Source organism: Virgisporangium aurantiacum (assembly GCF_016863635.1).
Classification (GTDB): domain Bacteria; phylum Actinomycetota; class Actinomycetes; order Mycobacteriales; family Micromonosporaceae; genus Virgisporangium; species Virgisporangium aurantiacum.
In genome coordinates, this window is sequence record NZ_BOPG01000050.1 from 166,766 (window position 1) to 179,083 (window position 12,318).

General features: G+C 72.6%; 14 protein-coding genes. 7 read left to right on the plus strand and 7 right to left on the minus strand.

Annotated elements, in window-relative coordinates:
- Positions 1–7: 7 nt before the first annotated feature.
- The 3 genes from Vau01_RS38485 to Vau01_RS38495 form a co-directional block, all read right to left on the minus strand.
- Positions 8–1,471 (minus strand): DUF6297 family protein, encoded by a 1,464-nt coding sequence (locus tag Vau01_RS38485; protein WP_204004154.1) that lies wholly within the window; start codon positions 1,469–1,471, stop codon positions 8–10.
- On the minus strand, positions 1,468–2,076 hold the full coding sequence (ccmA, locus tag Vau01_RS38490) for a heme ABC exporter ATP-binding protein CcmA (protein WP_204004156.1): 609 nt from the start codon (positions 2,074–2,076) through the stop codon (positions 1,468–1,470). Before ccmA ends, Vau01_RS38485 begins: the two co-directional genes overlap by 4 nt.
- A 75-nt stretch (positions 2,077–2,151) precedes the next feature.
- Complete coding sequence (locus Vau01_RS38495) at positions 2,152–2,949, minus strand: Rv0361 family membrane protein (RefSeq protein WP_204004317.1); 798 nt, start codon at positions 2,947–2,949, stop codon at positions 2,152–2,154.
- A gap of 77 nt (positions 2,950–3,026) precedes the next feature.
- On the opposite strand from Vau01_RS38495, the gene Vau01_RS38500 reads away from it, so the two are divergent.
- A complete protein-coding gene (locus tag Vau01_RS38500; RefSeq protein ID WP_204004158.1) occupies positions 3,027–3,596 on the plus strand; it encodes an SRPBCC family protein in 570 nt (189 codons plus the stop codon).
- Positions 3,597–3,786: 190 nt separating this feature from the next.
- Here the strand turns inward: Vau01_RS38500 and Vau01_RS38505 are convergent, their stop codons facing one another.
- The gene (locus Vau01_RS38505; RefSeq protein ID WP_204004161.1) at positions 3,787–5,184 is read right to left on the minus strand and encodes an aminotransferase-like domain-containing protein; all 1,398 of its coding nucleotides are present in this window, start codon (positions 5,182–5,184) and stop codon (positions 3,787–3,789) included.
- On the opposite strand from Vau01_RS38505, the gene Vau01_RS38510 reads away from it, so the two are divergent.
- Entirely contained in the window at positions 5,183–6,100 is a 918-nt protein-coding gene (locus tag Vau01_RS38510; protein WP_204004164.1) for a DMT family transporter, read from the plus strand. The two genes, Vau01_RS38505 and Vau01_RS38510, sit on opposite strands and share 2 nt — an antisense overlap.
- Here Vau01_RS38510 and map read toward each other — a convergent pair.
- The gene (map, locus tag Vau01_RS38515; protein ID WP_204004167.1) at positions 6,057–6,827 is read right to left on the minus strand and encodes a type I methionyl aminopeptidase; all 771 of its coding nucleotides are present in this window, start codon (positions 6,825–6,827) and stop codon (positions 6,057–6,059) included. The genes Vau01_RS38510 and map overlap by 44 nt on opposite strands.
- A 57-nt stretch (positions 6,828–6,884) precedes the next feature.
- Here map and Vau01_RS38520 point away from each other — a divergent pair, with 57 nt between their 5' ends.
- The 3 genes from Vau01_RS38520 to Vau01_RS38530 all read left to right on the plus strand — a co-directional run bounded on the left by Vau01_RS38520 (position 6,885) and on the right by Vau01_RS38530 (position 9,841).
- Complete coding sequence (locus Vau01_RS38520; RefSeq protein ID WP_204004170.1) at positions 6,885–7,166, plus strand: helix-turn-helix domain-containing protein; 282 nt, start codon at positions 6,885–6,887, stop codon at positions 7,164–7,166.
- A 108-nt stretch (positions 7,167–7,274) separates the two neighbouring features.
- Positions 7,275–8,579 carry an L-fucose:H+ symporter permease gene (gene fucP / locus Vau01_RS38525; RefSeq protein WP_204004173.1) on the plus strand — a complete coding sequence of 435 codons (1,305 nt, stop codon included), beginning with the start codon at positions 7,275–7,277 and terminating at the stop codon, positions 8,577–8,579.
- On the plus strand, positions 8,576–9,841 hold the full coding sequence (locus Vau01_RS38530; protein WP_204004175.1) for an ABC transporter substrate-binding protein: 1,266 nt from the start codon (positions 8,576–8,578) through the stop codon (positions 9,839–9,841). Before fucP ends, Vau01_RS38530 begins: the two co-directional genes overlap by 4 nt.
- On the opposite strand, the gene Vau01_RS38535 is transcribed toward Vau01_RS38530, so the two are convergent.
- Together Vau01_RS38535 and Vau01_RS38540 are read right to left on the minus strand one after the other, a co-directional pair.
- Positions 9,838–10,485, minus strand: a complete 648-nt coding sequence (locus Vau01_RS38535) for a hypothetical protein (protein ID WP_204004176.1) — start codon at positions 10,483–10,485, stop codon at positions 9,838–9,840. The two genes, Vau01_RS38530 and Vau01_RS38535, sit on opposite strands and share 4 nt — an antisense overlap.
- Positions 10,486–10,529: 44 nt before the next feature.
- The gene (locus Vau01_RS38540) at positions 10,530–11,093 is read right to left on the minus strand and encodes a TetR/AcrR family transcriptional regulator (RefSeq protein ID WP_204004178.1); all 564 of its coding nucleotides are present in this window, start codon (positions 11,091–11,093) and stop codon (positions 10,530–10,532) included.
- An 85-nt stretch (positions 11,094–11,178) separates the two neighbouring features.
- Here Vau01_RS38540 and Vau01_RS38545 point away from each other — a divergent pair, with 85 nt between their 5' ends.
- Together Vau01_RS38545 and Vau01_RS38550 are read left to right on the plus strand one after the other, a co-directional pair.
- Entirely contained in the window at positions 11,179–11,613 is a 435-nt protein-coding gene (locus Vau01_RS38545; protein ID WP_204004180.1) for a hypothetical protein, read from the plus strand.
- 9 nt (positions 11,614–11,622) lie between these two features.
- Entirely contained in the window at positions 11,623–12,303 is a 681-nt protein-coding gene (locus Vau01_RS38550) for a class I SAM-dependent methyltransferase (RefSeq protein ID WP_204004182.1), read from the plus strand.
- Positions 12,304–12,318 lie beyond the last annotated feature (15 nt).

Sequence of the window (12,318 nt, forward strand, 5' to 3'; positions counted from 1 at the left end):
CCGGGCGTCACCTCAGGGTGAACGCGGCGAGCGCGAGCGCCGCGACCAGGTCGGGGCCGCGCACGATCTGGGTGACGAGGTCGGGCTGGACGATGCCGAACGGAGTGTCGACCGCCGCGCCGTCGTAGCGCGTCGGGCGGCGGCCGGCGGCCCGGTAGGCCGCCGCCAGGACGCCGACCGCCAGCAGCGGCTCGGCCCAGGCCGGGTTTATCGGGGACGCCGGCAGCGTCGCCGGCCACCAGAGAGCCAACGCCACGGCGGGCACGGGTAGGTGGCTCAGCCGGAGCAGGAGGTCGGAGCCGCCGAGCAGCCGACGGAGGGCGGCGGAGCGGCAGATCGTGCGGAGGCCGGCGCACAGCCGCTCGGTCGCCAGGTAACCTGCCACGACGCGCGCCGGCGCCGCGCCGCCCGGTGCGACGAGCGTCATCGCGTACGGCACCACCCCGAGCCCGGCCCACGCCAGCACCCCACCCGGCCGGCGCACCTGGCGCCGCAGGTCGGCGCGCACTAGCGTCCACAATCGACGGAGCCGGTCGCGACCGGCCACAATGGACGGTGGTGGCCCGAGCGGTCCACTGTGGACGCTCCCGACCCGGCGCCAGCGCCGGACCTCGACGATGTCGCTGAACATGGCCGGCTGCAACAGCACCAGCGACACGGTGGCGGCGTCGGCAAGCTGCGCCCCGCCGCTGAGGGCCGCCGCGTCGAGCCGCCCGAGCCGCCGCAGTGCGGCGACGCCGGTGCCCACCGCAACCAACCCCGCGACGACCGTGAGCAGGGAAAGGGGGACGGCGGGCGCGGACACGGAGACGCCGAGCCCGTCCAGCACGACAACCCCGATCGCGATCGTCGTCCCCGAACCGGCGAGGGCGATCGCCGTCCCGCGCCCCGGCGCACCGCTCGCCCGTCTGCCGGTGCCCGTGTCCGTGCCTCTGTCCCCGGTGGTCGTCGTCGGTCTGGCCGCGCCCGTTGCCGTGGCCGCCTGTGCCACGACGGCCGCCGCCGGGAGGGCCGCACCGGCGAACGTCGCGGCGAGGCCGAGCCCCCATCCGGTGTCACCGATCAGCATGACCCCCACGCCGAACAACGCCCCGCACGCGGCGCCCACGAACGCGACCCAGCCGAGCGCGGGCCGCAGCCACCCGGCCCGGTCGACCGGTGCGCCGGCGGCCCAGTACCGGGCGGCGCCGGTGACGTACAGCGGTCCGAGGTCGCGGACCGCCGCCCAGGCGAGCCCGCCGAGCACGAGCACCACGGCGATGAGCAGCCACGCCCGGACGCCGCTCTCCGCCGGCGACCCGGCCGCGGGCAGCCGCAGGTGGCGCCGGATCGCTGTGACCGCGAACGCCCCGTAGACGGCGACGAGCAGCGCGACCATGTAGACATCGGTCAGGACCGCGCCGAGAGAGGTCTCGCGATGGGCGGACCGCGCCCGCCGCAGCCGGCGCCGCACCTCGCCGGCAGTGCTCACAGCGTCAGCGTGTGGTCGGCGACCGTGTCGACGAGGAGCGGATCGTGCGATGCCAGCAGGACGGCGCGCCCGGCGGCCTTCTCGGCGTTGAGCCGTTCGGCGAGCCAGGTGCGGCCGGCGGTGTCGAGGCGCTGCTCGGGCTCGTCGAGCAGCAGGAGGCGACGCGGGCGCACGAAGCACGACGCGAGCGCCAACCGGCGGCGTTGGCCGCTGGAGAGCGTCGCCGGTAGCTGGTCGCGGGCGGGGGTAAGGCCCAGCGCGTCGAGGACCTCGGCGACGGTGGCCGGATCGGGCGCGCCGTGCGCGAACGCGAGCAGTTCCAGGTGCTCGACCACCGAGAGGTCCGGAAAGAAGTCGACGTCGTCGAGCACGCCCGCCACCGCCGCGCGCACGCGGGGATCGGTCTCGTCGACCGGTCGCCCGTCGAGGCGGACCTCACCCTCGTCGGGCCGGTCGAGCCCGGCGACGCACCGCAACAGCGTCGTCTTGCCGGACCCGTTGGGGCCGACGACCGCGGTGGCCGTGCCCGCGGCCACGTGGAGGTCCACTGTGGACAGCACCCGGAGCTCGCCGAACCAGCGGCTCAGTCCCCGTACCTCAAGCACCCCCGCAGTCTGCCAGGTCTGGTCATCGGATCATGCTGCCGCCGCTGATCACGATGTGCCCGCCGAGAGGGTTCCTCAGGAACCGGTGACGAGGTTGCTCATGCACACCGTCCACGTGCCGCTCTCCCGCACGACCGGGATCTGGATGGTGTTGCTGACCTTGCTGCCGCTGGCGTTCTCGCCCTTGATGGTGACCGAGACCTTGCCGCTGTCGCCGGCGACGTTGGCGCTTCCGATGTCCCAGCTCTCCAGCTTGCCGCCGGCCGTGGCCCCGCTGACGTCGCGCGACTCGGCGCGGGCACGGTCGATGGTGGCGACGTCCTTCGCGCAGCTGTTCTTCTTCACCTCGTCGAGGTCGTTGTCCTGGCTCGCGGCCAGGTAGCGGTCGACGACGCCCTCGGGCGTGTTGTCGCCGCTCGGCCCGCCGATGAACTGCACGGCGGCGATGATGCCGACGACGAAGAGCACGAGCACGAGGGCGGCGCCACCGAGGATCCAGCCGATCTTGCTGCGGCGCACCGGCTGCGGCCCGATCGGGGGATAACCGCCGCCGCCGTAACCGGGCTGGCCGTAGGGCGGCTGCTGCTGACCGTACGGGGGCGGCTGCTGCCCGTAGGGAGGCTGCTGCCCGTAGGGAGGCTGCTGGCCGTAGGGCGGCGGTGGCTGGCCGTACCCGGGCTGCTCGTACGGCGACGGACCGTAGCCCGGCTGCTGCCCGTACCCCGGCCCGGACGTCGGCGGCTGGCCGTAGGCGGGCCCGGAGGTCGGCGGCTGCCCGTATCCGGGGCCTGGCGCGGGCTGGCCGTAGGGATCGGGGCCCCACTGCCCCTGGCCGGGCTGTTGCCCCTGCTGATTGCCGTAGTTCGGATACATCGGCCCCCCATGAAGACTGTCAATGGCCCACTCTACCCGCACCCCGGGCGGGGCCCCAGGGATGGTAGGAATGCCCGGTGGCAACGCATCCACCCGAACGTCGACCGACGCCGTTGGACCGGAACACGGAGTTGTTCAGCGCGTTGGCGGTGTCGGAGTCGGTGACCGTCGCGTGCCCCGCCGGTTCGGCCTGGCAACTCGTGTGCACGATCGAGCGCATCGGTGAGTTCAGCCCCGAATGCGCGGAGGCACACTGGCTCGACGGTGCGACCGGCCCGGCGGTCGGTGCCCGTTTCGACGGCACGAACCGGGTGACCGTCGACGGCGGGGAACTGGTGTGGACGCGCACCTGCACGGTGACGGCGCTCGTCCCCGGTGAGCACTTCGCCTACGTCGTGGGAGACCGGTTCGACGGGACCGCCGCGTCGGAGTGGGCGTTCACCGTGCTCGCGCGATCCGCGGAAACCTGTCGGATCACGCAGTCGTTCCGACATCTGCCGGACGGCATGAGCGGCACCCGCTCCCAGGCCGACGCCCATCCCGACGAGGCGGCCGAGATCGTGGACCGTCGGGCCGGTCAACTGCGTGCCGGAATGCGCCAGACGTTGGCGCGGATGCGCGCCGTCCTGGAGGCGACGAACACCTGACCGGCGGCCGCCGTCGGGTTCGGCGAATCCGGATCTGGGTATCGCAGCGGGCATGGACGACATCGTCAGCAGGTGCCCGGTATGCGGGGCGCGGGTGAACGCACCGGTCGGCACGCCCACGCCCGCACATCCGTCGGACGGCGGCACCGCTCCGTGCGAAGGGGTCGGCCGCCCGTCGGACTGACCACGGTCAACGAGAATCCAGGACCATCGCGAGTCGCCGCACCGCCTCGTCCATCCGGTCGGGCGGTGCGGCGGCATACGTGAGCCGCAGGTACGGCGCCGGCGGCTCGGCCGCGAACCAGGGACGCCCGGGGAACACGACCACGCCCGACGCCGCGGCGGCGGTGGCCACGGCGACGTCGTCGACGCCGTCGGGCAGCCGGACCCACAGGTGCATGCCACCGCGGGGAACCGGCCCGTAACGGAGACCGGGCAGGTGCCGGCGCAGCGCGTCCACCAGGGCCGTTCGCCGCGTGCGGAGCGCGAGCCGCAGCGTCCGCCGGTGCCGCGACCAGGCCGGCGCCGTGACGAGTTCCAGCGTGGCCTGCTGCAGTGGCGTGGCGACGAACAGGTCGTCGAGCAGCCGCCCGGCGCGCAACCGCGCACCGACCGGCCCGCGGGCGCCGATCGCCGCGATCCGCAGGCCGGGCGCGGTGGTCTTGGTCAGCGACCGCACGTAGATCACGTGCCCGTCCGGATCGTCGGCGACCAGGGGCGGCGGCGGGTCGCCGTCGATCGTCAGGTCGCGCGCGTAGTCGTCCTCGATCAGGAACGCGCCGGCGGCCCGGACCGCCGCCATCACGTCGGCCCGGCGGTGCCCGGCCAGGCTCGCGCCGTGCGGGTTCGCGTGCAGCGGCTGGCAGTAGAACAGCCGCGCGCCGGTGCGGGCGAACGCGGCGGCGAGCTGGTCGGGTCGCACGCCCTCGGCGTCGACCGGCACCGGCACCACCCGCAGCCCGGCCGCCCGGGCGGTGGCCAGCGCGCCCAGGTAGGTCGGCGACTCGACCAGGAGCGTGTCGCCGGGTTCGGCCAGCGAGCGGACCGCCGACGACAGCGCGGCCTGGCCACCGGCGCAGATCACGATGTCGTCGGCGTGCAGGCCGGCGCCGGTCTCGCGGGCGAACCAGGCGCGCAGGTCGGCGCGTCCCTCCGCCGGACCGCGCTGCCACGCCGCCGGCTGCCGGGCGACCCGGGCGAGCGCCGCGCCGAGCGCCGCGGTGGGCTGGAGATCCGGATCGAGGTAGCCGCCGGACAACGGGATCGCGCCGGCGGGCGGTAACGCCAGTAACGCCTGCAGCTCGGACTCGCCCGGCCGGCGCGGGCCGAGCGCGACGGTCTGCCAGGCCAGGTCGGGCGGTGGGGCGTCGCCGGACGGGCGCGCCGCGACGAACGTGCCGCGACCCGACCGCGTCTCGACCAGCCCCTGCGCGACCAGCCGCCGCACCGCTTCGGCGACGGTGACCGGCGACGCCCGGTGCCGGGCGGTCAGCTCGCGCACGGACGGCAGCCGGGTACCCGGTGTCGCGTCGATCACCAGCCGCCGCAGATCTTGGATAACGCGGTCGGTGGCGTTACCGTCATTCATGAGGGTTCAGAGTAGCGCTACCGCGCCCCAAACGATAACGGCCGGGCTCGGGTACGGCGCCCTGGGCGTGCTCGCGTTCAGCATGTCGCTGCCCGCCACCCGGGTCGCCGTCGCCGACCTCGACCCGTGGTTCGTCGCGTTCGGCCGCGCCGTCGGCGCCGGGCTGCTCGCCGTCGGGTACCTGCGCCTGACCGGAGCGCCGCGGCCGACCCGGGACCAGTGGCGCCGGCTGGCCGTGGTCGCGCTCGGCGTCGTCGTCGGGTTCCCGCTGTTCACCTCGCTCGCGCTGACCACGTCGACGTCGGCGCACGCGGCCGTGGTGATCGCGGTGCTGCCCGCCATGACGGCCGTGTTCGCCGTGCTGCGGGGCGGCGAACGGCCCCCGCCGTTGTTCTGGGTCGCGAGCGGCGGCGGGCTGCTCGCCGTCCTCGTATTCCTTGCCGCCACCGGAGCCGTCGCCGGAGCCCTGACCACCGCGGACCTGTTCCTTCTCGCGGCGGTCGCGTTGTGCGGCCTCGGCTATGCCGAGGGCGGCGTGCTCGCCCGCGAACTCGGCGGCGCGCGCACGATCTGCTGGGCGCTCGTGTTGTCGCTGCCGGCCACCGTCGCGGTCACGGTGGTCGCGGCGGTTGCGGATCCGCCGCACGCGGGCACAACCGAGTGGACGGCGTTCGCCTACGTGAGCGTGGTGTCCATGTTCCTGGGGTTCTTCGCCTGGTACGCGGGGCTCGCGCGCGGCGGCATCGCCCGGGTGGGGCAGATCCAACTGGCCCAGCCGGTGCTGACGCTGGCCTGGTCGGCGCTGTTGCTGGGGGAGACGGTCACCCGCTGGTCGATCGTGGCGGCGGCCGTCGTGCTGGTGTGTGTGGTGCTCACGCAGCGCGCGCGGTCAGCACCTGTGGCCCGTCGTCGGTGATCGCGACCGTGTGCTCGGAGTGCGCGGTGCGGGAGCCGTCGGCGGAGCGGATCGTCCAGCCGTCGGCGTCGTACCTGATGCGGCCGGTGGTGCGGGCCCACCAGGGTTCGAGCGCGAGCGTCATCCCGGCCACGAGCTTGAGGCCGCGCCCGCCGCGTCCGCTGTTGGGGACGTGCGGGGCCTCGTGCATGGTCCGCCCGAGCCCGTGCCCGCCGAACTCCGTGTTGACCGGATAGCCGTACCGGTCGGCGACCGCACCGATCGCGGCCGAGATGTCGCCCAGCTTGTTGCCGACCCGCGCCGCGTCGATGCCGGCGACGAGCGCCTCCTCGGTGGCGGTGATGATGCGCTGGTCGGCCGGGTCCGGCGTGCCGACGATCACGGTGCGCGCGGAGTCGGCGACCCAGCCGTCGATGCTGACCGCGATGTCCATGCTGAGCACGTCGCCGTCGAGCAGCGTGTAGTCGTGCGGCAGGCCGTGCAGCACCGCGTCGTTCACGCTCAGGCAGATGACGTTGCGGAACGGCCCGCGGCCGAACGACGGGGCGTAGTCCCAGTAGCAGGACTCCGCGCCGCGTTCGCGGATGAGGTCGCGCGCGTGCTGCTCCAGGTCGAGGAGGTTGACGCCCACGTCGGCCCGCGCGCCGACCTTCGTGAGAACCTCGGCGACGAACGCTCCGGTGACGCGCATCTTCTCGATCTCGGCGGGCGACTTCAGCTCGATCATGCCGGTACTTTAATACCAGAGGTGGCGGGATTAAAATACCGGTCCTATCCTTGTGGCGTGGTTCGCAACCCGCTCACGCCCCAGCAGATCGAGGCCGGCCAGCACCTCGGCCGCCGGCTGCGGACCGCCCGCGGTGACCGCCCCCTCGACGAGATCGCGCACGCGGCGGGCATCTCGCCCGAAACGCTCCGCAAGATCGAGACCGGTCGGCTCCCGACCCCGGCGTTCGGCACGGTCGCCTGCCTGAGCGACGTGCTCGGCCTCCCCATCGAAGACCTGGCATCCGCGTGGCGCGCCGATCTCCGTCCGAAGCCCGTCCACCTGAAGGCCGTCTCCTAGCGCGGGCCGAGCTAACCCGTAAATCGGCACAGTGAAGTGTGTCGATCATGATTACATTGGGTAGGCGTCTGACTGCTGAGGGCACGCCCTCGCGGAAGGAGCCCCCCGATGGCGATTGTGGCTCGTGACGTCGACAGGGAAGCCCGCCCGCCACTGATCGGCCGCGGAATGGTCGTCCTCTTCGTCGCGTTGATCGGGTGCTTCACCGCGTGGGGCGTGGCGCAGGATCTGACCACGCCGATGGTGGCCGGCTTCAAGCGCATCTTCGAGATGAGCACGTTCCAGGCGTCGCTCGTGCAACTCGCCTATTTCGGTGCGTACTTCCTACTGGCCCTCCCGGCCGCGTTCCTGAACCAGCGGTTCGGCTACAAGGTCGGGATCCTGACGGGGCTCGGCCTCGCCGCGACCGGCGCGTTCATGTTCTATCCCGCCAGCAAGATCATGACCTACGAGGCGTTCCTGGTCGCCCTGTTCGCGATGGCCGCCGGGTGCTCGATGCTGGAGACGTCGGCCAACCCCTACGTCATGTCGCTCGGCCCCGAGGAGACCGCCACGCGGCGGCTGAACTTCGCCCAGGCGTTCAATCCGGTCGGCACGAACCTCGGCGTCCTGCTCGCGGCGACGCTCATCTTCCCGAAGCTCGCCGATCCGGTCGACATCTCGTCGCTGACCCAGGACGAACTGCACGAGGTCCGCGCGGGTGAACTCGGCGCGGTCATGGGTCCGTATCTCGGCCTGTGCGTCCTGTTGGCGGTCATCGGGCTGGTCATCTTCACGCAGAAGTCGCCGCCGATCGTCGAGGAGTTTCCGGACGCGGGGCCGTACGAGGGCGGCACGCGGGGATTGTTCGGGGTGCTCTGGCGCACCGGGCGCTACCGCTACGGCGTCGTCGCCCAGTTCGCCAACGTCGCGGCCCAGGTCTGCGTGTGGACGTTCCTGATCCAGTACGTGCAGCAGGCGTTGGGCGGCAGCCTGGCGAAGGGCGGCTTCTACCTGCAGCTCAGCCTGCTCGTGTTCCTCGGGTCGCGGTTCTTCATGACGTGGCTGATCGGTCGGGTGCGGGCGACTGCCGTGCTCGCGGTGCTCGCCTTCGTGGCGGTCGGCCTGTGCGGGTTCGCGATGGCGAGTCCGAACCTGGCCGGTGTGATCGCCGTGGTCTCGCTGTCCTTCTGCCTGTCGCTGATGTTCCCGACGATCTACGGCGTCGCGCTCAGGGGCCTCGGCCCGGCGACGAAGTTCGGCGCCGCCGGTCTGGTGATGGCGATCGTCGGAGGTGCCGTCATGCCGCTCGTGCAGGGAAAGCTCGTCGACGAGACGAGCGCGGCGTTCTCGTTCATCGTCCCGGCCGTGTGCTTCGCGGTCGTCGGGCTGTACGCGCTGTACTCGCTGCGGGGGGAGGGGGAGACCTCATGAGAGCGCGGCTCGCCGTCCTCGTGACCATCGTTCTCGCCGTCGGCGGCTGCACCGGCGACGAACCGACGAGCACCGACAAGGCAACCGACGACCTGGAAGTGGTGTCGTGGTGGACGTCCGGTTCGGAGGCCGCCGCGCTCGACGTCCTCCTGACCGCGTTCCGTACGGAGAACCCGGGCGTCGACCCGGTCAACGCGGCCGTCGCCGGCGGGGCCGGGTCGCAGGCGATCGTCGCGCTGGCGAAGCGGTTGCAGAAGAACGACCCGCCGGACGTCTGGCAGACGTTCGCCGGCCGTGCGGTGCGGGGCTACGCCGAGCGGGGCGTGGTGCGCGACGTGACGTCGGTGTTCGACGCCGCGTCGATGCACCCGACGATCGCGCGCTCGCTGCTGCGCGACGGCCGGCCGTACGGCATGCCGACCGGTGCCCACCGCGGCAACGTGTTGTGGTTCAACCTCGCGACGCTCGCGAAGGCCGGCGTCGCGGTGCCGGCGGCCGGCTACTCGCTGACCGCGTTGCTCGACGACCTGCGGCGGCTCAAGGACGCCGGCGTCACGCCGCTGTGCCTCGGTGCCCGGGACCCGTTCACCACCGTCGAACTGTTCGAGAACGTGCTCCTGAGCGCGGTCGGCGTCGACGGCTGGCGGGACCTGACCGGCGACACCCTCGACTGGCGCGGTTCCCGGGTGCAGGCGGCGCTGCGCTCGTTCGGCGAGCTGCTCGGCTACGCCGATCCGCGGGCGGACGGCCTCACCTGGGACGCGGCGATGAAGAAGCTGGCGTCGGGCGGGTGCGCGTTCGCGTCCATGAACGACTCCGCGTACGGGGAGCTCGTCGCCGGCGGCGGTCGCGAGGGCACGGACTTCGGCGTCGTGCCCTTCCCCGGCACGGGTGGCGGCTTCCTCGCGGTCGTCGACGTGTTCGTCGCCGCGACCCGCGCCGACAACGCCCGCAACGCGCTGGCGTTCCTGAGCGTCATCGGCCGGCCCGCGGTGCAGGCGGCGTTCAGCCGCGCGAAGGGGTCGGTGCCGGTGGTGCGCGACGTCGACGTCTCGGCTCTGCCGGCCTACCAGCGGGCGGCGTCGGCGGACCTGTGGAACCTGCCGGTGCTGATGTCGGTGACCCACGGACAGGCGATGAGCCCGGAGTTCCAGGAGGGTTTCTACGACGCCGTGCGGACGTTCGTGCGCACGCGCGATCCGGACTCGTTCGCCGACACGCTCGAGGACGCCGTGGCGCGGGACCGGGTTCCGCCGCGCTAGCCGATGTACACGCGGCCGCCGGAGAGCTGGTGCAGTTCCATCAGCACGTCGTCGGCGCGGCGTCCACTGTAGAACGTCGACGCGGTGAGCCGGCTGCCGAGCAACGCGTTCTGCATCGCCATGTCGATGCGGGCGAACACGCCGGCGTGGCTGCCGGCGCGCGGATCGAGGGCCACGACGCAGATCGCGCGGTCCCACAGCCAGCGGCGCGGGTAGATCCGGGCGACCATCGGCCACGGCAGGTACACCGACCTCGCCGGCCACTTGCGGGCCCGGATCCACAGGCCCTCGGTGTTGGCGGCGAGCACCGGCCCGCCGGCCATGCCCATGCTCATCAGGATCGTCATCTGGAAGAGCCCGAAGACGGCGAGAAATCCGTACGCCGCGAACACGATCAGTGACAGGTCGCCGAAGCCGATGCCGGTGGCGGCGAACAGCAGGACGGAGGCGCCGAGGAGGGCCACGAAAGGGAAACCGAGGAACAGCGTGCCGAAGACGGCGAAGAAGCGACCGAACCGGGACTTCAGCACCAGCGGCTGCTGATCGGGGATCCGCTTCACCAACTCCGGCGGCGGAACACCGGGCGGGACCTGCGGGTGCCGCGGCACCGCCCAACTGTCGGGCGCGAACCGGGGATCATTCATGGGCGGCATTGTGCCCGGTGGCGGCGGTCGCCACAGTCCCACGTTCAGCCGGGCCTGGGCCGGTCCAGGATGAGGTCCGCGGCGCGGGCGAGAACCTGGCCGCGGGTGCGGTCGCCGTGGTCGGCGGCGAGGAAGTGCCCGCCGATCGCCACGCAGAACGCGATCAGGCTGCGCGCCTCGACCTCGTCGACGTCGGCGCAGAATGTCCCGATCATCTCGCGCAGCAACCCCATGCGCCGGTTGTCCACCCGGCGCAGGCGTTCGGCGACCGCCTCGTCGCGCCGGGCCCAGTCGCGCACCGCGAGGTCGATCGGCAGCAGGCGGTCGCTCGAGAACGTGAGCATGCCGGCGCGCCGGGCCCGGGTGCGCGGATCGCCGCCCTCCCGTTCGACGCGGGCGAGCACCTCGTCGGTGCTCTCCCGTTCCCAGGTGTCGAGCATGGCGCCGAGCAGCGCGTCGCGGTCGGCGAAGGACCCGTAGAAACCCCCTTTGGTGACGCCGAGCCGCTTCGCCAGCACCTCGACGCGCACGGCGTCGGGCCCGCCGTCGGCCAGCGCCCGCAGCCCCTCCTCGATCCACCGCTCCCGCGACGTGCGCGTCGTACCCACGATGTGCCTCGCCTCACCATCTATATACGGGACCGTATAACAGCGCTAGCCTGCACATATACGCTACCGTATAGGAGGCCGAGCGATGGTCGTGGCCGAGCGCACGCTGAGTTCCCTGCCCCGCATCGACTACGCCGACCGGTTCACGGTCGACAACACCGCCACCGACGCCACCCCGGAGCAATGGGCGCGCGCCATGTTCGGCAACGTCCCCAGCCCGGCCGAACGCCTGATCTGGCGCGGTTTCCTGGGCCTGCGACTGCTGCCGGGGCGGTCACCGTCCACTGTGGCCGGTTGGCGGATCGACGGGCGGGGCGACGACTGGATCCGGCTCGCCACCGGGTCGTGGTTCATGTCGGGCAACCTCGTGGTGCGGGTCGCCGACGGGCAGGTGGCGCTCGCGACGCTCCTCCGTTACGACCGGTGGCTGGCGCCCGTCGTGTGGCGGCCGCTGTCGGCCGTCCACCGGTTCCTGGTGCCCCGCGTCCTCCGGAAGGCGGCCGCGCGGCTCGCCTCCTAGACTCGCGGGGTGCGAATCAGGGAAGTGCGCGAGAAACTGGAGCGCGACGGTCCACCGTGGGCCCGCGACGACAACGACTTCCGCACGGTGGCGTTGCCGGCGCACGACTGCGACCTGCTCCGCGATCTGCTCATCACCGAGCGCGCCGCGACGGTGGTGGAGATCGGGCTCGCGTACGGCGGTTCGGCGCTCGCGATCGGTGAGGCGTTGGTCGCCGTCGGTTCGGAGCGCCCCCGGCACGTCATCGTGGATCCCTTCCAGGACACCGCGTTCTCCGACGTCGGCTGGGAGCAGCTGCGGTCGGCCGGGCTCGACACGGTCGCCGAACTCGTGCGCGACTGGTCGTCGATCGTGCTGCCGCGACTGGTGACCGACGGGTTCGTCGCCGACGCGGCGTTCGTCGACGGCAGCCACCGGTACCACGAGGTGTTCGTCGACCTGTACTTTCTGCGCAAGCTCGTGCGGCCGGGCGGGCTCGTCGTCCTCGACGACAACTGGGCGCCGTCGGTGCGCACGGCGGCCCGCTACTTCGAGCGGAACCTCGGCTGGACAACGGTTTCCGACGCGTTCGCCGGCGGCAGCCGGCAGCACGTCGGCAACGATCCGACGGCGGAGCTCGTGCCGCGGTGCGTGGCGTACCGGATCCCCGAACCGGTCGAGCCACCCTTCGAGGACTTCCATCCGTTCTGACGGGCTACGCTGTCG